At 62.6% G+C, this 24784-nt stretch carries 24 protein-coding genes; 9 read left to right on the top strand and 15 right to left on the bottom strand.

Translation table 11 applies throughout. The annotated features are described in order from the left end of the window. Positions 1-175: 175 nt before the first annotated feature. From HCO70_RS15680 to dnaQ, 4 genes are read left to right on the top strand one after another with little or no spacing between them, the layout of a single operon-like run. The gene (locus HCO70_RS15680; protein ID WP_172298263.1) at positions 176-775 is read left to right on the top strand and encodes a nucleoside triphosphate pyrophosphatase; all 600 of its coding nucleotides are present in this window, start codon (positions 176-178) and stop codon (positions 773-775) included. Next, on the top strand, positions 772-1608 hold the full coding sequence (locus tag HCO70_RS15675) for a shikimate dehydrogenase (RefSeq protein WP_172297840.1): 837 nt from the start codon (positions 772-774) through the stop codon (positions 1606-1608). The genes HCO70_RS15680 and HCO70_RS15675 overlap by 4 nt, the downstream gene beginning before the upstream one ends. Beyond that, a complete protein-coding gene (coaE, locus tag HCO70_RS15670; protein WP_371742239.1) occupies positions 1605-2234 on the top strand; it encodes a dephospho-CoA kinase in 630 nt (209 codons plus the stop codon). The genes HCO70_RS15675 and coaE overlap by 4 nt, the downstream gene beginning before the upstream one ends. Beyond that, on the top strand, positions 2194-2886 hold the full coding sequence (gene dnaQ / locus HCO70_RS15665) for a DNA polymerase III subunit epsilon (protein ID WP_172297838.1): 693 nt from the start codon (positions 2194-2196) through the stop codon (positions 2884-2886). The genes coaE and dnaQ overlap by 41 nt, the downstream gene beginning before the upstream one ends. Here the strand turns inward: dnaQ and secB are convergent, their stop codons facing one another. Both secB and HCO70_RS15655 read right to left on the bottom strand, forming a co-directional pair. Then, positions 2887-3405, bottom strand: coding sequence for a protein-export chaperone SecB (secB, locus tag HCO70_RS15660; protein WP_172297836.1), 519 nt, complete (start codon positions 3403-3405; stop codon positions 2887-2889). A 58-nt stretch (positions 3406-3463) separates the two neighbouring features. Next, entirely contained in the window at positions 3464-3943 is a 480-nt protein-coding gene (locus HCO70_RS15655) for an FxsA family protein (RefSeq protein ID WP_172297834.1), read from the bottom strand. Positions 3944-4051: 108 nt separating this feature from the next. On the opposite strand from HCO70_RS15655, the gene HCO70_RS15650 reads away from it, so the two are divergent. Genes HCO70_RS15650 through HCO70_RS15640 form a run of 3 tightly spaced genes read left to right on the top strand, consistent with a single transcriptional unit; the run spans position 4052 to position 6335 of the window. Then, complete coding sequence (locus HCO70_RS15650) at positions 4052-4711, top strand: Tim44/TimA family putative adaptor protein (RefSeq protein WP_172297832.1); 660 nt, start codon at positions 4052-4054, stop codon at positions 4709-4711. Then, complete coding sequence (locus HCO70_RS15645) at positions 4708-5745, top strand: murein transglycosylase A (protein ID WP_172297830.1); 1038 nt, start codon at positions 4708-4710, stop codon at positions 5743-5745. Before HCO70_RS15650 ends, HCO70_RS15645 begins: the two co-directional genes overlap by 4 nt. Beyond that, complete coding sequence (locus HCO70_RS15640; protein ID WP_172297828.1) at positions 5742-6335, top strand: Smr/MutS family protein; 594 nt, start codon at positions 5742-5744, stop codon at positions 6333-6335. The genes HCO70_RS15645 and HCO70_RS15640 overlap by 4 nt, the downstream gene beginning before the upstream one ends. Here the strand turns inward: HCO70_RS15640 and HCO70_RS15635 are convergent. The 5 genes from HCO70_RS15635 to hslV form a co-directional block, all read right to left on the bottom strand. Then, positions 6318-7541: an MFS transporter gene (locus tag HCO70_RS15635; RefSeq protein WP_172297826.1), complete on the bottom strand. Its 1224-nt coding sequence runs from the start codon at positions 7539-7541 to the stop codon at positions 6318-6320. The genes HCO70_RS15640 and HCO70_RS15635 overlap by 18 nt on opposite strands. Positions 7542-7545: 4 nt before the next feature. Continuing rightward, positions 7546-8655: an alpha/beta hydrolase gene (locus HCO70_RS15630; RefSeq protein ID WP_172297824.1), complete on the bottom strand. Its 1110-nt coding sequence runs from the start codon at positions 8653-8655 to the stop codon at positions 7546-7548. A 181-nt stretch (positions 8656-8836) separates the two neighbouring features. Next, positions 8837-10144: an ATP-dependent protease ATPase subunit HslU gene (gene hslU / locus HCO70_RS15625; protein WP_172297822.1), complete on the bottom strand. Its 1308-nt coding sequence runs from the start codon at positions 10142-10144 to the stop codon at positions 8837-8839. 12 nt (positions 10145-10156) lie between these two features. Beyond that, positions 10157-11230 carry a hypothetical protein gene (locus tag HCO70_RS15620; protein WP_172297820.1) on the bottom strand — a complete coding sequence of 358 codons (1074 nt, stop codon included), beginning with the start codon at positions 11228-11230 and terminating at the stop codon, positions 10157-10159. Further along, a complete protein-coding gene (gene hslV / locus HCO70_RS15615) occupies positions 11227-11781 on the bottom strand; it encodes an ATP-dependent protease subunit HslV (RefSeq protein WP_172297818.1) in 555 nt (184 codons plus the stop codon). Before hslV ends, HCO70_RS15620 begins: the two co-directional genes overlap by 4 nt. Before the next feature lie 109 nt (positions 11782-11890). Between hslV and HCO70_RS15610 the strand changes: the two genes are divergently transcribed. Then, a complete protein-coding gene (locus HCO70_RS15610) occupies positions 11891-12859 on the top strand; it encodes a phosphotransferase (RefSeq protein WP_172297816.1) in 969 nt (322 codons plus the stop codon). Positions 12860-12907: 48 nt separating this feature from the next. Here HCO70_RS15610 and trxA read toward each other — a convergent pair whose 3' ends face one another. The 7 genes from trxA to HCO70_RS15575 all read right to left on the bottom strand — a co-directional run bounded on the left by trxA (position 12908) and on the right by HCO70_RS15575 (position 22345). After that, on the bottom strand, positions 12908-13228 hold the full coding sequence (gene trxA / locus HCO70_RS15605; RefSeq protein ID WP_172297814.1) for a thioredoxin: 321 nt from the start codon (positions 13226-13228) through the stop codon (positions 12908-12910). 61 nt (positions 13229-13289) lie between these two features. Beyond that, positions 13290-16658, bottom strand: a complete 3369-nt coding sequence (addA, locus tag HCO70_RS15600) for a double-strand break repair helicase AddA (protein WP_172297812.1) — start codon at positions 16656-16658, stop codon at positions 13290-13292. Continuing rightward, a complete protein-coding gene (gene addB / locus HCO70_RS15595; RefSeq protein WP_172297810.1) occupies positions 16655-19594 on the bottom strand; it encodes a double-strand break repair protein AddB in 2940 nt (979 codons plus the stop codon). The genes addA and addB overlap by 4 nt, the downstream gene beginning before the upstream one ends. Next, entirely contained in the window at positions 19587-20222 is a 636-nt protein-coding gene (locus HCO70_RS15590) for an NTP transferase domain-containing protein (protein WP_253913327.1), read from the bottom strand. The genes addB and HCO70_RS15590 overlap by 8 nt, the downstream gene beginning before the upstream one ends. Positions 20223-20259: 37 nt before the next feature. Continuing rightward, positions 20260-21270, bottom strand: a complete 1011-nt coding sequence (locus HCO70_RS15585; RefSeq protein WP_172297806.1) for an aminoglycoside phosphotransferase family protein — start codon at positions 21268-21270, stop codon at positions 20260-20262. Continuing rightward, positions 21263-21751, bottom strand: a complete 489-nt coding sequence (gene tsaE, locus HCO70_RS15580) for a tRNA (adenosine(37)-N6)-threonylcarbamoyltransferase complex ATPase subunit type 1 TsaE (RefSeq protein ID WP_172297804.1) — start codon at positions 21749-21751, stop codon at positions 21263-21265. The genes HCO70_RS15585 and tsaE overlap by 8 nt, the downstream gene beginning before the upstream one ends. A 36-nt stretch (positions 21752-21787) precedes the next feature. After that, entirely contained in the window at positions 21788-22345 is a 558-nt protein-coding gene (locus HCO70_RS15575) for an invasion associated locus B family protein (RefSeq protein WP_253913326.1), read from the bottom strand. Positions 22346-22546: 201 nt separating this feature from the next. Here HCO70_RS15575 and HCO70_RS15570 point away from each other — a divergent pair, with 201 nt between their 5' ends. After that, complete coding sequence (locus HCO70_RS15570) at positions 22547-23542, top strand: asparaginase (protein ID WP_172298259.1); 996 nt, start codon at positions 22547-22549, stop codon at positions 23540-23542. A gap of 2 nt (positions 23543-23544) precedes the next feature. Here the strand turns inward: HCO70_RS15570 and serB are convergent, their stop codons facing one another. Continuing rightward, complete coding sequence (gene serB, locus HCO70_RS15565) at positions 23545-24423, bottom strand: phosphoserine phosphatase SerB (RefSeq protein ID WP_172297800.1); 879 nt, start codon at positions 24421-24423, stop codon at positions 23545-23547. Positions 24424-24784 lie beyond the last annotated feature (361 nt).

Below are 24784 nucleotides of genomic sequence, written 5' to 3'. Positions count from 1 at the left end.
TAAGATTTTCGGGCAGACCGACAGTCCCCATCGCATCGCCTCCGCCCGTCCACGAAGGACGAAATCCGCCGAATCTGGGCGTGAAATGTGCGCAGCCCCGTGACAGTCCGTCATAGCCCTGTTACCCGAGGCCAGTCCCTTGCCTGGTACAGGCTTCATCCACACCTTTATCGACATGACCCCCCCAATCGTCCTTGCCTCGGGCTCGGAAATCCGTCGCCAGCTCCTCGAAAATGCCGGCGTTTCCATCACCACCGATCCGGTCCGCGTCGACGAGGAAACCATCCGCGACTCGATGCTGGCGGATGGCGCATCGCCCCGCGAAATCGCCGATGCCCTGGCAGAGGCCAAGGCGCGCCGCGGCAGCGCCCGTCATCCCGGCGCGCTGGTCATCGGCTGCGATCAGGTTCTGGAATTCGAAGGCCGGGTCCTCGCCAAGGCCGACAGCGAAAACCATGTCCGCGCGCAGCTGGCCGAGCTGAACGGCAAGCGGCATCAGCTGATCTCCGCCGCCGTGATCTACAAGGACGGCGAACCGCAATGGCGCCATATCGGAACGGTCCGAATGCAGATGCGTCACGCCACCGACACGTACCTGGACGACTATGTCGCACGGAACTGGGACAGCATCCGCCACGCGGTGGGCGGCTACAAACTCGAAGAGGAAGGCGCCCGCTTGTTCCAGCGCATCGATGGCGACTATTTCACCGTTCTGGGGCTGCCGCTTCTCGAAATCCTGGGATATCTGATGGCGAGGGAGGCTTTGCCTGGATGAACGAACTGCCGAAAATTCCGCTGGCCGGGGTCATCGGCTCGCCGATCGCACACAGCCGGTCGCCGCTTCTGCATGAATACTGGCTGCGGCGCTATGGCCTGCCCGGCTATTACATACCGATGGATATCGCCCATACCGATCTGGCAGAGGCGATCCGCCTGCTGCCGAAGATGGGCTTCGTCGGCGTCAACGTCACTATCCCGCACAAGGAAACGATGCTGACGCTGGCGGATCTGGTCACCGACCGCGCCGCGCTGATCGGGGCGGCGAACACGCTGATCTTCCGTCAGGACGGTAAGATCCACGCGGACAACACGGATGGCTACGGTTTCATGGAAAACCTGCGCCAGCGCGCGCCCTACTGGGAACCGTCCGCCGGCCCCGCCGCCGTGATCGGCGCCGGCGGTGCGGCCCGCGCCGTCGTCGCCTCGCTGATAGAGGCCGGCGTTCCCGAAATCCGCCTGTCCAACCGCACCCGAGCCCGCGCCGATGCTCTGCGCAGCGATTTCGGCAATAAGGTCACCGTGTTCGAATGGGTGCAGGCGGCCAACATGATGGAAGATGCGGTGACGGTAGTGAACACCACCGCGCTGGGCATGGCGGGCAAGCCGGAATTCCGCGTTCCCCTCGATGCGCTGTCGCCCCACGCCGTGGTCAACGACCTCGTCTATAACCCACTGCAAACCGGATTCCTGCGCCGCGCGGCAGAGATTGGCTGCACAACGGTCGATGGCCTTGGCATGCTGTTGCACCAGGCCGCGCCGGCCTTTGAACGCTGGTTCGGTGTCCGGCCCGAGATCGACGATGAAACGCGCCGGGTCGTCCTGTCGTGACACGGCCCTTCGTGATCGGGCTCACCGGCTCCATAGGCATGGGCAAGAGCACGACCGCAAAGATGTTTGCCGATGAAGGCATTCCCATCTGGGATGCGGATGATGCCGTGCACCGGCTTTACACAAAGGGCGGCGCGTCGGTCGAACCGATGCGTGCCCTGCGCCCGCAGGCCGTGATCGACGACACCGTCAGCCGTGACGCGCTGAAAGACTGGATAGCCGGGGATTCGCAGGCGCTGAAGCAGATCGAAGCCGTCGTTCACCCGCTCGTCGCACAGGACCGGCAGAAATTCCTCGAGACGACCGAGGCCGACATCGTTCTGCTCGACATTCCCCTGCTGTTCGAAACCGGCGGTCAGGCGCGCGTCGATACGATCGTCGTCGTCTCCGCCCCGGCAGAGGTACAGCGCGAACGGGTCCTGTCACGCGGCACCATGTCAGATACGCAGTTCCAGTCGATCCTGGATAAGCAGGTGCCCGACGCCGAAAAACGCGCCCAGGCAGATTACGTCATAGAGACCCTGACTCTTGAAGCTGCCCGCCAGCAGGTGCAAACCTGCCTGCGGGACATCAGGGACAGGTTAAATGCGGGAAATCGTTCTCGATACCGAGACGACGGGGTTTGAACCCGAGGCCGGCGACCGGATCGTCGAAATAGGTGCGGTCGAACTGTGGAACCACGTGCCGACCGGCGCGACCTATCACCAGTACATCAACCCCGAACGGTCCATGCCGCAGGAAGCGTTCGAGGTGCACGGGCTGGGCGATGAATTCCTGTCCGACAAGCCTAAGTTTGCAGAGATCGGCGATGCCTTTCTCGAATTCATCGGTGACGCGAAACTGGTGATCCACAACGCCGCCTTCGACATGAAATTCCTGAATGCGGAACTGGGCTGGATGGGCCGGGCGGTGCTGCCGATGGAACGCGCGCTCGACACGCTGCTGATCGCGCGCAGAAAATTTCCCGGCTCGCCCGCGTCGCTGGACGCCTTGTGCCGCCGCTTCAACATCGACAACACCGCGCGAACGCTGCACGGCGCCCTGCTCGACAGCGAAATTCTCGCGGATGTGTATCTGGAGCTGATCGGTGGCCGCCAGCCCGGGCTGACGCTGGCAGCGGCCATGGGTCAGGGCGGCACCGCGACCGGAGACGCGGAATGGCGGCCGGGCAAGCGGCCTCAGCCATTGCCGTCTCTGGTCACCGAAGAAGAACGCGCCGCCCACACGAAATTCGTCGAGGCACTGGGCCCCGACGCTCTGTGGACGAAGCTCTCCTGATCAGGAGGGCTGCTGTTCCGGCTGCTGCTGCTGCGCGCGAAGCGCAAGCTGCTGACGGTACAGCGTGACGAAATCGACGGTGTCGAGGTTGACCGGCGGGAAACCCCCGTCGCGGGTCATGTCGGACACGATGCGCCGGGCAAACGGGAACAGCATGCGCGGGCATTCGATCATCAGGAACGGATGCAGCTGTTCTTCCGGCACGCCCTCGATGTGGAACAGGCCGGCATAGTCCAGTTCAAGCATGAACAGCGTATCGTCGCCGCCCTGGTTCTTCGAGGTCACCGTGTACTTGGTGGAGACTTCGTAATTGTTGGGCGCGCCGCGTTTCTTGGCGTCCAGGGCAACCTGAACCTGGATCTGGGGTTTCACCTCGCCGGTGATACCCTTCTGCGACAGGATGTTCTCGAAAGACAGATCCCGGATGAACTGCGCGAGGATGCGCATCTGAACCTGGGTCTGCTGCGGGTTGGTCGCTTCGCCGTTCGCAGCGGGTGCGCTTTCGCCATTCTCCGCCATCACGTCTCTCCTTGGCTGAAAACCGTTGGCAGGGCTCTAGCAGCAACCCTGCCGGGCCTCAATGCCGAGTCCAGCCGGAATTTCCCGGAGTCCCGCCGCTCGGCGGCGTCACATCCGTATAGTCGCCGTCGATCACACCGGGACCGCGCGGTTGCCGGGGCCGGGTGGCACCGCCCATCTCGAATTGCTGGACGTGAATGCGCTTGCGAAGATAGTTGAACAGCGCGTGGCGCACCTGCGGGATCAGCAGCAGGAATCCGACAGTGTCGGTAAAAAAGCCCGGCGTCAGCAAAAGCGCACCGGAAAACAGGATCATGGCGCCATTTGCCAGAGGTTCGGACGGATCCTGCAACTCGTTCATCGAACGGCGCAGATCATTCATCGCGCGCAGCCCCTGCTGTTTCATCAGCCAGGTACCTGCGACGGCCGTGATAACCACGATCGCAAGGGTCGGCCACAGCCCGATCAATCCGCCGACCTGAATGAACAGGGCGATTTCGATCAGGGGAACTGCGACAAATAACGCGAAAAGGCCCATGAAATCCTCGTGTATCTCCTCTTGGCGGCGGTGGACTTGCCAACCGCCTATGCCTACATATGGACGGAAGGCGCCGATTGCCACTGACGCCCCCAAGAAAGAGGTCCGATGAGTTCCGCTATTATACAACTTCTGGTTTTGGCTGGGATTGCGGTTTTCCTGATTCTGCGTCTCCGCAGCGTGCTCGGTACGCGGGAAGGATTCGAGAAACCGCCGGTGCCGGTCCAGGATCAGCAGCGGCGGAAGGGTCCGAACCTCGAAGTCATCGAAGGCGGCCCCGACCGCGACATCACCGACCACGTCGATGATGGCTCCGACGCGGCGCACGCGCTGGCGGCGATGAAACTGGTGGAACCCGGTTTCTCGGTCACCGAATTCCTGCAGGGCGCCCGCGGCGCCTACGAGATGATCCTGATGGGCTTCGAAAAAGGAGAGATCGACCAGATCGCCCCCTTCCTCGGCGACGAGGTGCACCAGACCTTCGTCGATGTCGTCGGCGAGCGCGAGGATCAGGGCCTGATCATCGAGGCGAACTTCGTCGGCGTCCGCGAAGTGGCGCTGACCAATGCCAGCTTCGACCGCGACAGCCAGGAGGCGGAGATAACCGTCCGCTTCGTGGGCGAGCTGACCTCCTGCGTCCGCAACCAGGCCGGCGAGATCGTCGAAGGCGACCCCAACCAGATCAAGCGCCAGAAGGACAGCTGGACGTTTGCCCGCATCATGGGCGCGGACGATCCCAACTGGAAACTGGTCGCCACCGGGGAATGACCGGATTTGGCCGGGCTCTGCTGCTTGTCGCGGGTCTCGCCGTGACGGGCCCGGCCAGCGCGGCGGAACCGTCTTATACCGTCCTCGATTTCGACGAGCTGAAGGGCTGGGAAAACGACAATCACGCCGCCGCGCTCGAGGTCTTCAAGGAAACCTGCCCGGACATGCGCGATCCCGACTGGCTGTCGCTCTGCGCGCTGGCCACCAACCAGAAGAACCCGCGCACCTTCTTCGAACTGTTCTTCCGCCCCGTCCTGATCGAGAACGGCGAGCCGGCCCTCTTCACCGGCTACTTCGAACCGGAACTCCGCGGCTCCCGCGTGAAAACCGACAAGTACCGCTACCCGATCTACCGCAAACCCCCCGAACTCAACGGTCAGCTTTTCTACACCCGGCGCGAGATCGAGGAAGACGGAATCCTCGACAACCGCGGCCTCGAACTCGCCTGGATCGACGACCCGGTCGAGGTCTTCTTCCTCCACGTGCAGGGCTCCGGCCGCGTCCGGTTCGAGGATGGCAGCCTGATGCGCGTGGGCTACGCCGCCAAGAACGGCCACAACTACCAGTCCGTCGGCCAGATCCTCGTCCGCCGCGGCATCTACAACGCGCACCAGGTTTCGGCGCAGGTCATCGCCAACTGGGTCCGCCGCCACCCCACCGAAGGCGCCGATCTTCTCCGCCGCAACCCGTCCTATGTCTTCTTCCGCGAGGTTTCGCAGGTTCCGCCCAGCCGTGGCCCGCTCGGCGCGATGAACCGCTCGATCACCACCCTGCGATCCATCGCCGTCGATCCCGAATACGTCCCCCTCGGCGCGCCGGTCTGGATCGAAAAGGGCGGCGAGATGCCGATGCGGCGCCTGATGATCGCTCAGGACACCGGATCGGCCATCAAGGGCGCCCAGCGCGCCGACATCTTCTTCGGAACCGGCGACGACGCGGGGCGAGAGGCGGGCAAGGTCCGTGACCCCGGCCGCATGGTCGTCCTGATGCCGATCCAGCACGCCTATGCATTCGCCCCCGAGGGCAGCATATGACACGACGCCGGCGCCTGACGCCGGAAGAAGAAGCCCTCTGGAACAAGATCGCCGGCCAGACCGCCCCGCTGCACCCCAAACGCAAACATCCGGCAGACGCCGCCCCGGTTCTGCAGAAACCGGCGCCCGAACCGAAACCGAAACAGGAGATCGAACCCTTCCGCGTCGGCGAGAAACGCACCGACACGGCGCTCCCCCACGATCTGTCCCCCGGCATCGGCGAAAGCCTGAATGCCGGCCCGGTCCGAATGGACCGCAAGGCGCACACCCGGATGAAGCGCGGCAAGCTGACGCCGGAAGGAAAGATCGACCTGCACGGCATGACCCTTGCACAGGCGCATCCCGCGCTGACCCGCTTCATCTTCGACAGCCAGGCAAAGGACCGGCGTCTTGTGCTGGTGATCACCGGCAAGGGACGAAGCGGAGAGGATGATGGCCCGATCCCGCAGCGGCGCGGCATCCTGAAACATCAGGTACCACACTGGCTGAACACGCCGCCACTGAATCAGGCCGTGCTTCAGGTCAGTGAAGCGCACCTGAAACACGGCGGAACCGGCGCGTATTACGTCTATCTACGCCGGCGCCGCTGATTCCCGGCGCACCCCGCGCACAGCGAACCACACCAGCACCGACGACGCGATGTGATACGCCGCGATCCACGGCATCTGCTCGACGAAATCGATGCCAAGGTCGATCAGCATCCCCGACAGACCCGGCCCCAGCGCCGAGCCAAGCACCAGCACCGCCGTCACCGCCGACTTGATCGCGCCAAGGTGCCGCGTTCCATAGAACTCGGCGCCGAATCCGGTAACGACCGGCCCCTGTGCGCCCTGCGATATACCGAACAGGATCAGCGGCCCGATCAGCCAGATCGGAGAGTCGACCATCGGGACGATCAGGAAAAAGGCGGCCAGCGGCAACTGGTAGAACGGCAGCAGCCTGCCCGAACCGACCCTGTCCATCAGTGCGCCGGTACCGAAAACGGCGAAGACGGCGGTCAGGGTATAGACCGGGAACATCGCCACCAGTTCCACATGCTCCCAGCCTTTCACCGACGCGATATGCACCTGTTGAAAGAAGAAGGCCGTGACAAAGGCGGGTGGTCCGATCAGCGCCGGCACCATCATCCAGAACAGCGGATGGCGCAGTGCTTCGCCTCGGGTCCAGTAACGTCCGCCCATTCCCGGTGACGGATCCTCGGCGGCGATGCTCTGCGGCGTTCGTTCCAGTTTCAGCAGATGCCGGACGACCGGCACCATCAGCAGCGGCAGAACGGCGGCAAGAACCCATAGCCAGCGCCAGTCGACAACGCCCATCATCGCCACGAAGGATACCGGCAACACCGCCTCGCCCAGCGAAAAACCCATCGCGGCAAGCGCGATCGCGCGCCCCCGTGTCGCCACGAACCATCGGGCCATTGCGACAAAGGCGATATGGCTCATCATCCCCTGGCCAAGGAACCGCAGCAGGAAGATGACGACGGCCAGCGTCCAGACGGCGGGCGAGAACGCCATGCCAAGACAGGCGGCAGCCAGCAACACCAGCATCGAGGGGCCCAGAACCCGAACGCGCAGCTTGTCCGTCAGAACACCGGCCCAGAGCATGACCGCTGCGGATACCATGGTGGAAACCGAATAGATCGCGCCCCACTGGCCATCGCTAAGCCCGTAATCCGCGCGGATCTCACCGGCGAAGACAGAGATGAAAAAGGTCTGCCCGAAGCTGGAGCAAAAGGTGAGGATCGCGCCCGTCGCAAGGAACGGCGCGTTCGCCCGAATGAACTGGAGAATGCTCATGACGTCATTCGAACGCACCGTCCGGCGAAAGCAGCAACTCCGCGGGCGACAGGATGATTTCGGTCGCTTCCTGAACCGTCAGGATTGTTCCGGGCAGCAGACCGGCGCGACCGGCGCTGTCACCCTGGAACGCGGCTTCAAGATTGCCTGCGTTGTTGAACATGCTGATCAGGGCCGGAGACTCCGCTGTGGTGAAGTGACCGGTACCTTCGGAGAACTCGGTGACATCGACAAGCGTTACATTCAGATCGGCGACTTCCTGCGCTGAAGCACTGCCCAGCCGGTCCTTCTGCCCCGTCAGCCTTGCAGACAGGCGCAGGGCCCGGTCCCGGTCGGACACGAAGATGCCGAACGGGTCGGGAAGCTTTTCGATGCGCTTGGCCTGGGACCGGAACAGCGACACGTCGATATCGGGAGAGATCAGCATCACGCCCGCCAGGTCGCGGGCGACGGAACCGGGATGGGCGATGTCCCGTTGCCGCAGGGTTTCCATCACCAGATGCGAACCGACGGAGTGGGCGACGAGGATGATCGTGTCGGCACCGGCACGCTTGATGTCTGTGATCAGGTTGTCCAGCCCGTCTCGGGCAAACAGCACGCTGTCCCGGTCGTAAACATATCCGAACACCTGCCCGGCACTTGGCCACGAATAATGGATCGCGGACCCTTCAAACCCGAAATCGTCGGCAAGCTGTGCCAGCCGCAGAACGCCTTCGTCGAAGGTGTTGTTGAATCCGTGGACATAGATGATCGCTTCGCGTCGGCCGGCCGGGGATTCCGCCAGCTCCGCTGCAAGGGCGGCACGGAATCCCGCGGCCCCGGCGAGCGTGGCATGGTTTCCGACGATGAACTGTTCGTCCGGCCGGACGTCCCTTCGGAACGACGGGATTGTTCCGGGTTGCCGCGCCGGGGGTACGGTCATGTCGAAGGTCAGGAATGTCGTGTCGGGCGACCGCCCGCGACCCAGCCGTCCGTTCTCGACCTGCCGGGTCGAGGCGATGAAGATCGTGCGTGTCTCGATGTCCGCTGCAAGGTCAGGACGAAAGATCAACTCCGCGCGCGGGGTGCAGCTGGTCAAAACAGCCAGCGACAATAACGCAAGAAATCTGGTCACCGGCGCAATTCCCAATTGAATTCCGCCCCTAGATAACGCGATGCCTCCGGAGGCGCCAGATCGTTGGCGCGCCGTCCCGTCACGTCCTGTAATCAGGCCGTCCCCATACCGAGGTTAGCGCTAACACGCCTGAAATCAATCACTTGACCCCCCGTCCCCATGGGGACGCCCGGTTTCGAGCCTACAGAACGTACCGGCTCACATCCACCGACCGCGTCAGCTCGCCCAGGTTCTTCTCGACGAACTCGGCATCCACCGTAACGCTCTCCCCGCCCCGGTCCGGCGCCGTAAAGCTCAGCTCCTCGAACACCCGCTCCATCACAGTATAAAGCCGCCGCGCCCCGATATTCTCGACCGACTGGTTCACATCCGCCGCGATCTTCGCCAGCGCCTTGATCCCATCCTCGGTGAAGTCGACCGTCACCTCCTCGGTCCCCATCAGAGCCGTATACTGCCGGGTCAGGGCATTGTCCGTCTCGGTCAGGATCCGTACGAAATCCTCCTCGGTCAGCGCCCGCAGCTCCACCCGGATCGGCAGCCGCCCCTGCAGCTCCGGCAGCAGGTCCGAAGGCTTCGCGATGTGGAACGCCCCCGAGGCGATGAACAGGATATGGTCCGTCTTCACCGGCCCATGCTTCGTCGAAACCGTCGTCCCCTCGATCAGCGGCAGCAGGTCCCGCTGCACGCCCTCGCGGCTGACATCCCCGCCCCGCGCCTCCTGCCGGGCGCAGACCTTGTCGATCTCGTCGAGAAAGACGATCCCGTTCTGCTCCACCGCCTGCAGCGCCGCATTCTTCACGACCTCGTCGTCCAGCAGCTTGTCGGCCTCTTCTCCGATCAGGATCTCGTAGCTCTCCGCCACGGTCATCTTCTTCCGGACCGTCCGCCCGCCGAACGCCTTCCCGAAGATATCGCCCAGGTTCATCATCCCGACATTCTGCCCCGGCTGCCCCGGGATCTCGAACTGGCTCATCGGGTTGGACGTGTCGGCCAGGTCCAGCTCGATGACCGTATCGTCCAGTTCGCCCTTCTTCAGCTTCTGCCGGAACATCTCCCGCGTCTGCTCGCGCGCATTCTCACCGGCAATCGCCTCGATCACCCGGTCTTCCGCCTGCTGATGTGCCGAAGCCTTCACCTCTTCCCGCATGTACTCGCGAGTCATGGCAATGGCCGTGTCCATCAGATCACGCACGATCTGCTCAACGTCCCGCCCGACATAGCCGACCTCGGTGAACTTTGTCGCCTCGACCTTGATGAACGGCGCCCGCGCCAGCTTTGCCAGCCGGCGGGAAATCTCCGTCTTGCCGACCCCGGTGGGCCCGATCATCAGGATGTTCTTCGGATAGACCTCGTCCCGCAGCTCGGCATCAAGCTGCTTGCGCCGCCAGCGGTTGCGAAGCGCCACGGCGACGGCGCGCTTGGCATCCTTCTGGCCGATGATGAAGCGGTCGAGTTCCGAGACGATCTCGCGGGGTGTCAGGTCAGTCATACGGGGCCCTGTTCAGTGAGCGGGTGGAAGGTATTTGCGCAACCCGCCGAGCGGCAGGATGCCAAGAAGAACTGCCCGGATTCGTGCCCAGAACGCTCCGAGCGCGACGAGGAAGAGACCAAGCGACAGGATCAGCCAACCGAAGTTGCCGCCCTCGGTCACCGGATACAGCGTGGTGATGACGCCAACGACATAGGCAATCGCGGCGAGCAGAAAAGATCGCCGGTCGATGATCACGGCGACCAGCGCGAAAATGCCCATCACTGCGATCAGCGCAAGCCGGGCATTGTCGGTTTCATTCGAAAGCACCGACAGCGCGATAGTGTTGATGATCATCGGCGCTGCGACGAGGTGCAGCCAGAACCCCTGTGAAGCACGGCGTGTCACACGATGCGGATCGCTGGCATCGAATGCCATCGCCGCGGCGAAGGTGGCAAGGCCGAGGGCCAGCGTGATCCAGGCAAAGCCGCTTTCCTCGGACAGAACGAAGATGTCGTTCAGGTTCTCGGGATTGCCGGACTGTGTCGCGGCGGTGAGCAGCGCGGTGGCGAAGAGTCCGAGCGCCACGACGGCCAGCGCGAAGGGCACCTTGAAGCGCAGCCAGAATACCAGAACAGCGGCGACCGACAGCAGGCCGGGTCCAATCAGGCTGCCGTAATCCTCCTGCGCAATCATGAAGACCTGCGCCAGCCAGTTGCCGAAGCCGAACGCCGCGACTGCCGCGAACATGATGGTCAACAGGATTGCCGGGCCGACCATCCGGCGGCGGCGGATGAAGTATTCGGAGAACAGCCAGACCAGAGCCGCTGTGGCCACGCTGATCCAAAGAAGTGCGGTATGCCAGGTCTCGATCCGGCCGGCGACGTACCAGCCGACGACGGCCACGTATCCCGCGGACAGGATCCCGAGGCCGACCATGATGAAAATCTCGTTGAAGCCGCGGAACAGTTCGAACGGTTCATCGCCGGCAGACAGGTCCTCGCGCGCACCGCGGCGACTGTCCGACAGCGCGGTCAGCTGTGCTGCTTGCCGCTCCGACAGGATGCCGGCGCCGACAGCGGCGCGGATGTCGTCGGTTTGGATCAACGGATGGTTTCCACCGTCAGGCTGCCGTTGGTGAAGACGCAGATATCCGAAGCGATGGCCATGGCGCGGCGTGCGATTTCCTCGGCCGAGAGGTCGCTGTCCATCAGCGCCCTGCCCGCCGCCAGCGCGTAGTTGCCGCCGGATCCGATTGCGGTCACGTCGTGCTCAGGTTCCAGCACGTCACCAGCACCTGTGATGACGTACATTTCCTTGCCATCCGACACGATCAGCATCGCTTCCAGTTTCTGCAAGTACTTGTCGGTGCGCCAGTCCTTGGCCAGTTCCACAGCGGCGCGCTGCAACTGGCCCGGCGTCGCCTCGAGTTTCGCTTCCAGCCGTTCCAGCAGCGCAAAGGCATCTGCGGTCGATCCCGCGAATCCGGCCACGATGTCATAACCGCCCGGCGAAAGCCGCCGTACCTTGCGCGCGGTTCCCTTGATCACCGTGTTGCCCAGGCTCACCTGCCCGTCGCCCGCAATCACCACCTCGCCGCCTTTCTTGACGCCGATGATCGTCGTGCCGTGCCAGCCGGGAAACTCTTCGCTTGCCATTCGGGCCTCCTGTTCAGGTCCGGCCGTATATGGAAGCCCGGAAATGAGAGGGCAAGGGTTTAACCTTTGCCGTGGCGCCCTATGGGACAGGCGGTAGAGTGCCCGGGACATGAGCGAAGACGATCTGTTTGATGGCGCTATGGCGGTTTGGCCGGGGTTACGTGAGCGAGCCGGATTGCCGGAAGACGGCTGGTCGCCACAGGTTCTGTCGCGGCAGCACGGGCGACGTTACCGGCGTATCGTTCTTCTGATGGAGCGTGGGGAGTTTCGGGTTGTTCTGAAACGGCAAATTCATCCGAGCGAGGCGGATGTCGTTGAGAAAGCCATAACTTCGCAATTGGCGGCGCAGGATGTGTTTCCCCAGTCCGATGATCTGCGGCTGGCGCGGGTACTGGCCTTTGATCGAGATACGCAGGCCAGCCTGACGACGTGGGAGACGGGAGAAATCCTGACGGAAGCGCTGTCCCGGCCGGATGCCGATCATCGGGACCTGCTGCGCCGGACGGGACGATGGGCATCGACCTTTCATCGATCGCTTTTTCGCGAACGCCGTGCCTTCCAGCCAAGGTACAGCCTTGCCTATCTTGACGAATTGGCGACCGAAGTTCGGTCAGGCGCGCGACAGGTGAGCCGGCCGAACCGCTTTCTGAAATGCGTAAACCGCTTGCACCAGCTGGCGCCTGAGTTTGAAGGTCGAGAGACCGTCTCGTCGATGACCCACGGCGACCTTCATCTGCGCAATATAGTGATTGCGCCCGGCTCGGTATCCGGCATCGACTTTGCAGGCGGAAACAGCGCGCCGGTGGGCCACGATCTTTCGCGCCTGCTGGTCGACTATGCCACCTTGTTCGGTGCAGACGCGCCCAAGGGTGTGATCCTGTCGGCTGATACGAATGCGGGGTTCTTCGAAGGTTATGACCTGGTCGGGCCCGACGACCCAAGCGTAGGGTTCCTGATACCGATGCGTATTCTGACCGATTGGATCGCCCTGCCCGCGCGACCGCAGGACAGGCGCCCGGCGCAGAAGCGGCGGATGCAGGGGCTGAAGCCGCTGATCGACCGGGTCTTTGACGAATAGAAAAAGGGCGCCCGAGAAGGACGCCCCTTTTGCAAATCCGGTGGTGGATCAGACGGCTTCGTCGATCCAGCCTTTCAGAGCGGCCTTCGGCGCGGCGCCGGTCTTGTTCGAAACAACCTGACCGCCCTTGAACAGGAACAGCGCCGGAATGCCGCGAACGCCCAGCTGGGCCGGCATCGACGGGTTTTCGTCCACGTTCACCTTGGCGATCTTGATCTTGCCATCATACTCGACCGCCAGCTCTTCGAGCGCCGGGCCGATCTGCTTACAGGGGCCGCACCATTCGGCCCAGAAGTCCACCACGACGGGGACCTCGGAATTCACCACCTCTGATTCGAAGGTGTCGTCTGTGACTGCGACGGTGGCCATGCGAGTTCTCCTCTGCGCCATATGAGTCGGGTTGGGAAGGTAGGCAGGCACTGCCATACCGTCAAGATGTGGTCGTCATATGCATCGCTGCCCTCACGATCTCGTGGGGCAATCGCATCAGTCGTGGGACGTTTGTCCATAAAATGGCCGACTCAACAGCCCGGTCCGGAAATATTTGCCGCAGCGCGTCCTCATAGGCCGCCATCTGCCGGAGGATGCCGTCTGGGACGTCCTCTGCCCGGTTCGGTACGATGCGGTTGGTCTTGAAGTCCACGGCCAGAACTTGGGTATCGGAAACAATCAGCTTATCGATCGTGCCGTGGATCCGCAGACCTGTTTCCGTGAGGGCGGCGGAAACATCGACTTCGGAAAGGACGTCCGGAGCGAAGAGCCAGTCGAGATCCGGGGCGATTAAAACACCCCGGGCCTCGGCGATCAGCGACTCAAGCTCTGATCCCTCGGCCGCGTCTTTGCCCTGGGCCAGAAGAGATGCGGCGACGCTGTTCCAACGCTCTGCGGGCACACCGGGAAGATGTTCCAGCAACAGATGAACCTGCCGGCCGCGGCGGAGCGATGCGTCAAGGTCGAACTCCTCACCTTCCATCCCGAGTGCCTTCGCGCCACCAAGATCGCTTGGGCTGAGAATCTGGAGCTTGGGCGGCAGCGACAAATGCGTGGTAATCCACTCCGGAAGCTCGACGTCGGGCGGCTCCGTGAAATGAACGTCTTCCAGCGGGCCTGCATCCCAATCGAGATGGGCATAACGCAGCCCCTCACCCACCGGAGTGTCCAGCGGCAAGGCCCCCAGCCGCTCCAGCCCTTGCCGTGCCAGATCGTGCCAGCTTTCGCCGGAATTGCCTGTGTCTCCCGCTGCAGCGACGATCAGCCATGTCTCCGCGCGCGTAATTGCCACGTAATAGAGACGCAACGCCTCCGCTTCCTGCGCGGCTCGCTGGCTATCAAGCGCGCGCACCATCTCGTCCGGTTGCCAGCCCGAAGGCGTCTTCCACATCGGTGCGCCGTCTTCGCCGATGACGATCTCGTCACGCATCCGAAGCTGTCGCTTGGCGGTATCGGGCAGGATCACGATGGGCGATTCCAGGCCCTTGGCGCCGTGTACTGTCATCACCCGGATCTGGTCACCGGCATTGTCCATCTGCCGTTTCACCTCGACATCGTCAGTTTCGAGCCAGGTGAGGAAGCCGGTGAGACTTGGTACGTCCATCCGCTCGTAGGAAAGCGCCTGGTTCAGCAGCGAGTCGATTCCGTCCTCGGCCTCGGCTCCCAGCTGGGCCAGCAGTCGCCGGCGTCCATCGTGACGCGACAATATGCGTTCGATCAGGTCGTAGGGCCGCAGAAAATCCGCCTGTTTTCGCAGATCGTCCAGGATCGCCAGTGTTTCCGGGCAGTCGGTGCGCTTGCGAAGCGCAGTCCAGAGATAGGTTTCTTCCCGGCCCGCCGCGAGTTGGTAGAGCTGTGCCTCTGTCCAGCCAAAGAGCGGTGAACGCAGCGCTGCGGCGAGCGAAAGGTCATCCTCCGGCGTGGCGAGGAAACTCAGAACGGCGGCAAGGTCCTTAACCGCCAGTTCCCCGCCCAGTTTCAGGCGGTCGGCGCCGGCGACCGGCATTCCTGCGGCCTTGCAGGCCCGAATGATCTCGGCGAACAGTCCGGAGCGTCGGCGCACAAGGATCAGGAAATCCCCGGCACGCACCTTCCGTCGCGTGCCATCCGGGGTTGGAATTGTCTCTGTTCCAATGGTTCGAGCGATGTGACCGGCGATCTCCCGGGCCAGCCGGACCTCGTGATGGTCTTCGCCCATGCGGTCCATTGGTTCGTACCAGGGAAGCTTGTCCTGCTTTTCGGCCGGCGCCACGACTGGCCACAAATCAACGCGCCCCGGCAGTTCATCGCGAAAGGCCCGGTGCCACGTATCCATGTCCAGACGGGCCTCAGGGATATCGCCAAAGATCGTATCGACCAGACGCAGGATCGCGTCGGACGAGCGGAACGAATACTCCAGCTCGCGTCGTTGCAGTGCCTGCCCGACCCACTCGAGTCGCTCACGGAAATGGTCGCGCATACGGTCGAACTCTTCCGGGTCTGCCCCCTGAAAGGAATAGATCGACTGCTTCTTGTCGCCGACGACAAAGATTGTTCGCACCCTGTCGTCCCGCGCGCCGCGACCAGATGTGAATTCCTGCGCCAGACGCTGGATTACCTGCCACTGCACCGGGCTGGTATCCTGCGCCTCATCCACCAGGATGTGGTCTAGGCCACCATCCAGCCTATAAAGAACCCAGTCGGCGACGGCGGGATCGGAGAGCAGTTCCAGAGTCTTGAGGATCAGGTCGTCGAAATCGAGCCAACCGTGGAGTTGCTTCCTTCTTTCGTATGCGGGCAGGAAAGCCTCGGCGAACTGGTGCAGTGCCGCCGTCTTTTCCGCAGCGCGCAGTGCAACCAGTTTTGGCCTTGCATCGGCCACTCGCAGCATCAGGTCGTCGAGCTCATCAGCCAGGGCGCCAAGGGCCTGACGGCAGTCTTTTGTTGGCAACTTCCCGGTTTTTGCCGAGAATGGTTCATTAGCGCCGGCACCGGTGAGGAATGTGGAGATTGCGGTCTCTAATTCAGCAATACCCGGATCGGACCAGTTCAGCCCCTCCAGCTTTTCCGCAGTGCGTGCGTCCGTAACTTTGCTGCTTTGCTGGAGCACAGGCACCAGCATCTTCACCAGCGCCGCCTCGGATCCATCGAACGCTTCTGCGAGAATGCGCGACAGAGAAAGTTCCGCTGGCTGCCCAAACCAGCCGAGCACCTCCGCCACCTCGATTTCTCCGGCGAACTGTGCCCTCGCACCGACTACCGCGGCGCTCAGAGCGCCAAGGTCTTCCCCTGTGAATTGCGCCGCCACGGCGTCGATGGCCGCCACATGAGGACCACTCGCGAGGTCTTCGACGACCTGTTCTCTCAGCCGGTCAGCGGCGCGGTCGTCCATTTCCACGAATGCTGGCGACACCCGGGCCTCGAGCGGAAAGCGCCGCAGCAGCGAGGAACAGAATGAATGGATCGTCTGTATCCGCAGACCGCCGGGCGTTTCTATTGCGCGGGCGAAAAGCCGCCGCGCCTCGGCAAGCCGCTCCGGCGCGAAGACCTCTGTTTCGCCCATGCGCTGGAGTTCTTCGGCCAGCGCGCCGTCGGGCTTCATGGCCCAGTCACCGAGGCGGCGGAACAGGCGGTTCTGCATCTCGGACGCGGCGGCTTTGGTATAGGTCAGGCACAGGATGTTCTGCGGCGGCACCTTGTCGAGCAAAAGCCGCGCCACACGATCCGTCAGAACCCGGGTCTTGCCGGAGCCGGCGTTGGCCGATAGCCAGGTCGAGTTTCCCGGCTCCGCGGCGCGGTTCTGGCTGATCGTGGCGGCGTCGAGCTTCATTCGCCGACCGCCTCACCCTCGGGGTCGCAGCTTTCGTCCCACTCGCCATAACGGGCAAGGTGATCGTAATCGCCGCCGAAGCTTTGCAGGTCGACCGCGCGGCGCGACGTGTATCCGCGCGCCGGATCGCGATATGCGGCGATGAGTTGGATGAACCCATCGGCAACGGCAGCCGTTTCTGCCGCGTCCCACAGCTTGGATTCGACTTTTGGCGAGGAACCGAGCCCGATATAGACAGTCTCGGCCACCTGTGCGGGATCCAGATCCAAAAGTGCGCCGCGTTCCGCCATCAACGCGGCAAGCCCGAGTTGCTTGTCGAAATGTTCCTGCTGATCTTTGCTGGGCGGATTACCGGTCTTGTAGTCGTAAATTGCCACGCGTCCGTCTGGCAGGCGGTCGATCCGGTCGATCTTGCCTCGCAGTTCCATCTTCAGTTCGGGGAATTCCAGCTGACCACGCCGTTCCAGTGCCAGCACATCGCGGTCCGCCTGACGCGCAATTTCACCAGCTACAAACCAGTCGGCCACCCGCATCAGCCTTGCCCGCCACATCCGCCGTGCTGCAGGCCAGGGAGCATCCTCGGCGAGCACCGTGTCAGTTATTGCACGCAGTCTTGCCATTGCGGTGTCGGCGTCATCAAACTCGGCATCTTTGACGAACCGTTCCAAAATCTTGTGAAGGATCGTGCCACGCAACGGCGCATCGGGCGTCTGACGCAGGGGATCGAGCGGGCGCAGGCGAAGTACATGCCGGGCATAGATCGCATAGGGATCGCGGATAAGTGTCTGGATCTCGGTGATCGACAGCGACTTCGGACGTGCTGCAAGTGGCGGCCGCGGCGAAGGCCGCGGGGCGGGAGCTTCGATGACGGCCGGCGCTTGGAGCCGGTTAGCCAGCGTGAGCCACGTGTTGCCTCGCGCTCGCATTTCGCCAAGCGACACACGGCTCTCATCCGACAGGCCATCCAGCAGGTTGGTCAGTCGGTTCAGCCAGCGCGACGGAACCGTCTGTGCCTCGGCATCGCGGACGGACCGGCTCAGGACGACCTCCGCCGCTGCAATCGCCTGCTGAAAGTCATGCGCTGACAGACCAATGCGCCGCTCCGGCAGCAAGAGCCCGGCATCATGCCGCATCCGGCGATTGAGCCATGGATCGGCCTTGGCGGCTTCGGGCCAGACGCCTTCGTTCAGCCCGCCCAGAACTATGAGGTCGGCCCCCTGCACACGCGCTTCTAGCGTGCCCCAGATCATGACGCCGGGATGTGTGCCAACCGCTTCACGCACTTCACCGCGCTGCAAAACCGACTGGAACAGAGACCGATAGTCGGAAACGTCGAGGACACTGCCGTGCTCCGCCTCACGACTCAAGGCTTCCACCCATCGCAAGGCCTCGCGGCCGGCCTCCTTTTCCCATAACTCACCGCTGCCGTCCGTTTCCGGACCACCGGCAAGTCTTTCAGCAAGCCGGATGTGCTGCTCCAGATGCTTCGTAAGTGGTTGCGCGCCAATATCCTGTAATCCGACCATCAATCCGGCCAGCCATGCCGCCCAGGCCTGCCTCGCCGGGTTATCGGCCCCGGCCCAATTCAATAGGTCCGCCGGCGAAGGGAATGGCGGCCCGTTTCGGCGAAGCGACAGTTCCAGCTCCCGGGTGTGCAGCAGGTGCGGCCCGCGTTCAGCAGATCCGGTATTGGTGAGCGGGTGTTTTAGCAGGGTCAGCAGCGCTTCAGCCGTCAGCTTTTCCCCGAACAGCCCGGCGACATGGCGCAGGAACCGTCCCGGTGCCGTCAGCGGAAGTGGGCGCCCCGCGCTGTCATCTGGCACGATGCCCCATCGGTCCAGTGCAGCGGCGACCTGGCGGGTCAGCGTCCGGTCGGGCGTGATCAGCGCAGCTATCTTGCCCCGCTCTGCCGCTTCGCGGAGGACCAATGCGATTGCACCAGCTTCCTCGCGGGACGATGGCGCTTCGATCAGCGTCATGTCGCTGGTCGCGTCGGCTAAGCCGGTCAGCGCGGATCCCTCTTCCATCCACTGGTCGGTGACCGGGGCCGGTCGCAGCGCCAGAGAAACCAGCCGATTGCGCGCGGGGCTTGGCTCGGGCAGTGCAGTATCCCACCGGTCGACCCGAAAATCGGTCTCTAAATCGTGCGCCAGCCGCGCAAAACGGAATTGCGGATGATCTTCGAAACTCATCGCATCGTCCAGCCGTTCCCAGACATCGCGTGGCAGATCGAAGTCGTATCCCGGCAGGATCAGCGCGCCCTGTGGTAGCCTTGCCACGGCCCGCATGAACGCTGCGGTGGTTCCGCGGGAACCTGTGGAGCCGGCGACAATCACGGGATGCTGCAGTGGATCGCTGCGCCAGCGGTCCGATAGCTGCTCGACCACCATGCGTTGCCTGGCTTCACTATCAGGAGCATCATGCGAACGATCAAGAAAGGCTTCGACCAGTGTGACGAATTGCAGGCTGCGCTGCCAGTGTCCGGACTGGTCGGTCAAATCCAGATTAGCAAGCGTTCCCGGCGGCACGCCCTCGCCCTGCATTTCCGCCATCAGGTCGGCGAGGCTGTCGGCCAGATCGAAAAGCGCAGAACGCGGGGCAAGGTCCGGCTGTCTCTCTAGCAGCTTCGCGACGAGCTGGGTCAATTCCAACCGACGACGTAGCGGCGAAACCGGTGGCGGAATCTCGGCCAACGCGGCTTCGGTCGCGAGGTCGGTGACAAGTCGGATGCGGGGCAAGAGCCGGGCAGGTCCCGCGTCGAACAGCGCCTTCATCCTGCGCTGCATCCGGCGGGTGTTTACGAAGATCTCGATACGGGCGAGCGCGTCTGGCGGCTTGCCCTCCATCCGGCGCAGGACGCCATTGACGACAGCTTTTGGAAAGTCGGCGCCGGGGGGCAGGCCGAACAAACGCGGGCTGTCCCCGGGTTCAAACATGCGCCTGTTCCAAAAGTGCTTCGGCCATCGGGATATTTTCCGGCCGCCCTACATCGCACCAGCCGCCGGTGTGGACGACGCCGTACAGACGTCCTGCTGCCAGCATGTCAGTCCAGACACTGTACATGCCGAATGCGGCTGCCGTAGCATCGGCAAACGGCTTCGTCTTGATGATCTGCAAACCGGTGTAAACAGGCCCCGGCCCGGGCGTCAGGCGCCCGTCATCCGCGATCAGAAAATCGCCCTTACCCGGATGCGCCGTCGCGTTGTTTCTGGGAACTATTACCAAAAGCCCGTCCATCTCGTCCGGATCCCAGGCATCCAGCAACGCCGGCACAGGATTCGGCCCGGTCCAGATCGCATCGGTGTTCAAGGTAATGACAGAGTCGCCTCCGAGCAGGGGCATTGCCGCTTTCAGACCGCCACCAGTATCCAGCAGGTCTGGCTCATGGCTTTCCACGATACTTTTTGCGCGCAGGTGAGCAGACATCTGGTCGGCGAGATAATGTGTATTCGCAGCGATGCGGGAGATACCTGCCTGTTGCAGAAGCGTCAGTGCGTGATCAAACAGCGCCAGTCCGGCCACCTTTACCAGAGGTTTGGGCAAACGGTCGGTCAGGGGCGCCATTCGTGTGCCGAGACCTGCGGCAAAAAGCAACGCGGCGTCAGGCCGGGACATGAGGCGTTAACCTTTGCAGACTGGTGTCTGTCGGTTCTGAAAGCGCCCCGGCCAGTCGATCGGCGAGCTGCAACAAGACTGGATGCGCAAGATTTGTCTGTACATGGTTCCAGACTCGCGGGATCAGCCGGACATATCCCGGTTTGCCAAGTTGCAAGGAAAGCCGGCCAAATATGCCGAGTATTCGGAGGTTCCGCTGCAGGCCGAGCAGTGCGAATGCGGTCCGAAACCGTTCTGCGTCCGCACCGCTTTCCCGGATGAAACGATCAAGGACCGCCTCGCTCACGTTCGGCGAAACGTCCCGCCGTGCGTCCTGAAGCATTGACACGACATCATAGGCAGGATGGGCCGCCACAGCATCCTGAAAGTCGAGCAGTCCGACGCGAGCCAACCCTGCCCGATCGCCAAGCCACATAAGGTTTTCGGCATGGCAATCGCGCAGGCAGAAGACGACCTCATCAGAGAGGAATTCGGAAAAAAGCTTCTCTAACATGCCGGTGATGTCGCTTCGCGCGGCAACGGAGACATTGCAACCCTGTGGATCCACATACCAGTCGAAGAACGGGTCGAGCATCTCGGAAAGCCGGGCTGGCGTGAACACGTGTAGCTCCGGCAGGATCTCGACATTGCGTACCGACAGGAGCATGTCGGTCGCGGCCCGATACAAATCGGCCTCCCGCGAGGGGTCGTCGGCGACAAGTTTGGCAAAAACCTCGTTGCCCAGATCCTCAAGCAGTATCAGGCCGGCTTCCTCGTCGGCGGCATAGATCTCCGGGGCACTGAAACCGGAGCGGCGCAAATGCGTGGCAACCCTGATGAATAGGCTCACGTCCTGCCCGTTATCCGGCGGCGCGTCCATCAGGATCGCGGGACCTTTCGCCCCTTGCAGCCGTTCGTAACGGCGCGCAGATGCATCTCCGGCCAACGGCGTTCGCAACGCGTCCCTCCATCCCTCGCGCGTCAAAAAATCCAGAATCAGGAACATGCGGTCAGCCATTGACGGTGTCCGGTAAAACTCGGGTCATTAACTCCCGCCATCTCGGCGAGTCCGATGTGAAGTGAGAGGTACGTTTGCCCGGCGCGTCAGTCATCGACAGTTCCAGGGTCAACGCGCTCCTGGGCGCAAAATCGTCCAGCCTGTCAGGCCACTCGATGAGACAGATCGCCGAAGAGAACGCTTCTTCCAGTCCCAGTTCCACGACATCATGCGGCCCGCTCAGTCGGTAGAGATCGCAATGCCAGATCTCGGACAGGCCGTCATCGTAGACCTGTACAAGCGTGTAAGTTGGCGACGGAACATCCTCGGCCAACCCGGCTGCCGACAGTCGAGCCTGGATCAAAGACCTCGCGAAATGCGTCTTGCCGCTACCCAGACCGCCTTGAAGCAAGATCGCGTCTCCTGGCTTCAGTAGAGGCGCGAGGGCCGCCGCGAATGCGGCGGTCTCTTCAGGAGACTGGAATGTCAACGAAGCGTTCATGGCCGCAGTCTGGCCAAGCGCGGCAATCCGCGCAACCTAACTGCTGCAGCGCTCGGCAGCCTCGTCCACCGCGGCCGTGAAGCCGAACAGCGAGAACGTGTCCTCGGTTTTCGTCCCGCGAGACGACTCACCGACCAGCACCGCTTCCGCACCGGCCTTCATGGCTTCGATGATGCGCGCATCGTCCGATTCGTCCTGCGCCCAGGCCATCTCGCCTTGAGTGAACAGGTCAAAACTGTTGTCGCCAACAGTCAGCGTCACTGTGGATCCGTCGTCGAAAGGATACCCGCCGGTAAAGGAAATTTGCCCGGCCACGTTGGAATTCGGCACGAACGACACGAACAGCAGGATATCGCCGCGACGAACTGCCACGACGCGGCCATCGCGAGTGTTCACCGTCTCTTCAGGCGCGCTTACGCTCCAGCACTGATGCGGCAGCACCGAATCCGCGGGGCATTCGCCGCCATCACCGACGTCCGTGCTGCAGCTCTCGGGCTTTTCGAATACGCTCCAGTCGGTATGCGCCGCGACACGATTGCGCGACTCCTCCTGTGCGCCCGCCATCGCGGGCAATGCCACCACGGCGGCGTACATTAAACCGCGGACAAGACGTGAATGCATTCGTCTCACAGCCTCCAGCCAATTCTGCCTCTCGCTGCCCTCGGCGATCTATCTTTCGTGACCTTCCCGAGCGGACATGCGATGTTTTTCCTCATCTGGCCAGACTTTAACGGATTGTTGCTGATATTTAAAAGGGCTGGCAGCGAAAAATCGCGCAGGGTTGAAGGAGAATTCATGAGTAACGCGGTGCCGTTGGTAGAGGTTTGGCGCGGACAGTTCCTTGAATCGATTCATACGGGACATGCCGTTGTATGTGATTCACGTGGAGATATCGTTGAATCCTGGGGCGATCCCGATCAGGTCATTTTGCCGCGCTCGTCCGCCAAGATGATACAAGCTCTGCCGTTGATAGAGAGCGGTGCGGCCGATGCACGGGGACTTGTCACAGAGCATCTGGCTTTGGCCTGTGCTTCGCACAATGGGGCCGCGGAACATACGGAACGCGTGCAGACATGGCTGTCAGACCTCGGATTGAACGATGACGCGCTGCGCTGCGGCCCGGAGTTTCCGCGCGATACGGAAACCGCGAACCAGATGATCCGCGCCTACGGCAGCGCATGCCAGTGGCACAATAACTGCTCGGGAAAACACACCGGCTTTCTGACGCTGACGCAGCACCTTGGGGCCGGCCCGGAGTACACGTTCCCCGAGCATCCGGTACAGCTCGCCGTGCGGGAAGCGTTCGAGGATGTGACCGGGGCAGCCTCGCCGGGATATGGAATTGACGGCTGTTCTGCCCCCAACTTTGCGACCACGGTCCACGGAATGGCGCGGGCGATGGCCTTCTTTGCATCGGCAAATCCCGATGGCTCGGTGCGAGAAAGGGCCGCTGTACGGCTTCGCGACGCAATGGGTCTGCATCCAAGTCTCGTGGCCGGCGAAGGCAGGGCCTGCACGGAACTGATGCGTGCGATGGGTGGCCGGGTTCCAATCAAGACCGGTGCTGAAGCGGTCTTTATCGCGATCATCCCAGAACGGAAGATGGGCGTCGCGGTGAAGATTTCGGACGGCACGACGCGTGCGAGTGAATGTGTGATCGCCGCGATTCTCGTGCGCCTTGGGGTACTGGATCCAAACCATCCAGCAACAATTGCGCGGCGCAACCCACCGATTCCGAACCGGCGTGGTCTTTCTGTTGGAGAGATCCGGCCAGTTTCGGGACTATTCTGACCTTAGTCAGTGACGAATTCGTCCTTGGAATAGCCCTGCAGGTAGAGCAGCGCAGACAAGTCACCGTGGTTGACCCGAATGTCGCACTGCTCCTGCACGGACGGCTTCGCGTGAAGCGCAACCCCCAGTCCGGCGAGGCCCAGCATCCCCAGATCGTTCGCTCCATCGCCCACCGCGACCACGTCGGTTTCCGCCATTTGCAGCCTCTGCGCCTGCTCCCGGAGTGATGCTATCTTCGCGTCACGGCCAAGGATTGGCTCCGCCACTTCGCCGGTCAGTTTGCCGTTCTCGACAAGCAGTGTGTTAGCGCGGTGCTTGTCGAATCCCAGGGTTGCTGCGACGTCCTCGGTGAACGCGGTGAAACCGCCAGAGACCAGAATCGCGAATGCGCCGTTCGCTTTCATCGTCGCGACCAGCGCCTTGCCGCCGGGCGTATAAGTGATCCTCTCGGCCAGAACCTTGCCAATGACGGCGACTGGCAGATCCTTCAAAAGGCCCACACGCTCGCGTAACGCCGCCTCGAATTCCAGTTCGCCGTTCATGGCTCGCGCGGTGATATCCGCCACGCGCTCGCCGACACCGGCCTCCTCGGCGAGTTCATCGACGCATTCCTGCTGTATCAGTGTCGAATCCATATCTGCCAGCAGCATTTTCTTGCGCCGACCAACCGCCGGCAGGACGTTCAGGTCCACGCCCAGCGCCTGGCAATCTTTCCAGACATCCCAGCGGTTCTCCGGCACTTCTTCTACCGGAAACTCGGCCGCCTCGCCGCGCGAAAGCCAGACAAGATCGCCACCGCCCCACGCATTGCGAAGCGAACTGCAAAGTGCGGGGTCGAGGCCGGGACTGTTGGTGCCGGATATCAGGGAAACGATGAACATACGCGGTTTGCCGTAGGTGTAGCTGCTGCAGAAGACCGCACGGCCTATAGCCGCGATTAACAAAGGGTAAAAGTGGGTCCGGTCCTTACTGGTAAACGCGCTCGGAACGCGTCTCTTGCTTCGTACGTTTCATCACCAAGCCCCTGGCGGCATGTCAACCGGACACGACGGTAAGGCGAACATGGTGGTTTTTCCGGTTTCCCGCCATGGCCAACGCATTGGCAGTCGAGCGCCTGTCCCGTCTGCAGCCGGGGCATAATTGTTGCGCCTAATGATGATCGTGAAAACTTTTCCGAAACGCGACAGCACGAGCCATCTTGCCAGACACGTGTCGCGGGCGTATGTGCGGCGGCGGGACACC

Origin of the sequence: Pseudoruegeria sp. HB172150, assembly GCF_013184805.1 — a bacterium.
Taxonomy (GTDB): domain Bacteria; phylum Pseudomonadota; class Alphaproteobacteria; order Rhodobacterales; family Rhodobacteraceae; genus Psychromarinibacter.
The sequence above is the reverse complement of the archived record's forward strand: the minus strand, read 5'-3'. Positions and strand labels throughout refer to the sequence as shown.

Bases quoted from the DNA above. Each gene is read 5' to 3' on its own strand.
- HCO70_RS15680 (WP_172298263.1), top strand. From the start codon at position 176: ATGACCCCCCCAATCGTCCTTGCCTCGGGCTCGGAAATCCGTCGCCAG.
- HCO70_RS15675 (WP_172297840.1), top strand. From the start codon at position 772: ATGAACGAACTGCCGAAAATTCCGCTGGCCGGGGTCATCGGCTCGCCG.
- dnaQ (WP_172297838.1), top strand. From the start codon at position 2,194: ATGCGGGAAATCGTTCTCGATACCGAGACGACGGGGTTTGAACCCGAG.
- secB (WP_172297836.1), bottom strand. From the start codon at position 3,405: ATGGCGGAGAATGGCGAAAGCGCACCCGCTGCGAACGGCGAAGCGACC.
- HCO70_RS15655 (WP_172297834.1), bottom strand. From the start codon at position 3,943: ATGGGCCTTTTCGCGTTATTTGTCGCAGTTCCCCTGATCGAAATCGCC.
- HCO70_RS15650 (WP_172297832.1), top strand. From the start codon at position 4,052: ATGAGTTCCGCTATTATACAACTTCTGGTTTTGGCTGGGATTGCGGTT.
- HCO70_RS15645 (WP_172297830.1), top strand. From the start codon at position 4,708: ATGACCGGATTTGGCCGGGCTCTGCTGCTTGTCGCGGGTCTCGCCGTG.
- HCO70_RS15640 (WP_172297828.1), top strand. From the start codon at position 5,742: ATGACACGACGCCGGCGCCTGACGCCGGAAGAAGAAGCCCTCTGGAAC.
- HCO70_RS15635 (WP_172297826.1), bottom strand. From the start codon at position 7,541: ATGAGCATTCTCCAGTTCATTCGGGCGAACGCGCCGTTCCTTGCGACG.
- hslU (WP_172297822.1), bottom strand. From the start codon at position 10,144: ATGACTGACCTGACACCCCGCGAGATCGTCTCGGAACTCGACCGCTTC.
- hslV (WP_172297818.1), bottom strand. From the start codon at position 11,781: ATGGCAAGCGAAGAGTTTCCCGGCTGGCACGGCACGACGATCATCGGC.
- HCO70_RS15610 (WP_172297816.1), top strand. From the start codon at position 11,891: ATGAGCGAAGACGATCTGTTTGATGGCGCTATGGCGGTTTGGCCGGGG.
- trxA (WP_172297814.1), bottom strand. From the start codon at position 13,228: ATGGCCACCGTCGCAGTCACAGACGACACCTTCGAATCAGAGGTGGTG.
- addA (WP_172297812.1), bottom strand. From the start codon at position 16,658: ATGAAGCTCGACGCCGCCACGATCAGCCAGAACCGCGCCGCGGAGCCG.
- addB (WP_172297810.1), bottom strand. From the start codon at position 19,594: ATGTTTGAACCCGGGGACAGCCCGCGTTTGTTCGGCCTGCCCCCCGGC.
- HCO70_RS15590 (WP_253913327.1), bottom strand. From the start codon at position 20,222: ATGGCGCCCCTGACCGACCGTTTGCCCAAACCTCTGGTAAAGGTGGCC.
- HCO70_RS15585 (WP_172297806.1), bottom strand. From the start codon at position 21,270: ATGGCTGACCGCATGTTCCTGATTCTGGATTTTTTGACGCGCGAGGGA.
- tsaE (WP_172297804.1), bottom strand. From the start codon at position 21,751: ATGAACGCTTCGTTGACATTCCAGTCTCCTGAAGAGACCGCCGCATTC.
- HCO70_RS15575 (WP_253913326.1), bottom strand. From the start codon at position 22,345: ATGTACGCCGCCGTGGTGGCATTGCCCGCGATGGCGGGCGCACAGGAG.
- HCO70_RS15570 (WP_172298259.1), top strand. From the start codon at position 22,547: ATGAGTAACGCGGTGCCGTTGGTAGAGGTTTGGCGCGGACAGTTCCTT.
- serB (WP_172297800.1), bottom strand. From the start codon at position 24,423: ATGTTCATCGTTTCCCTGATATCCGGCACCAACAGTCCCGGCCTCGAC.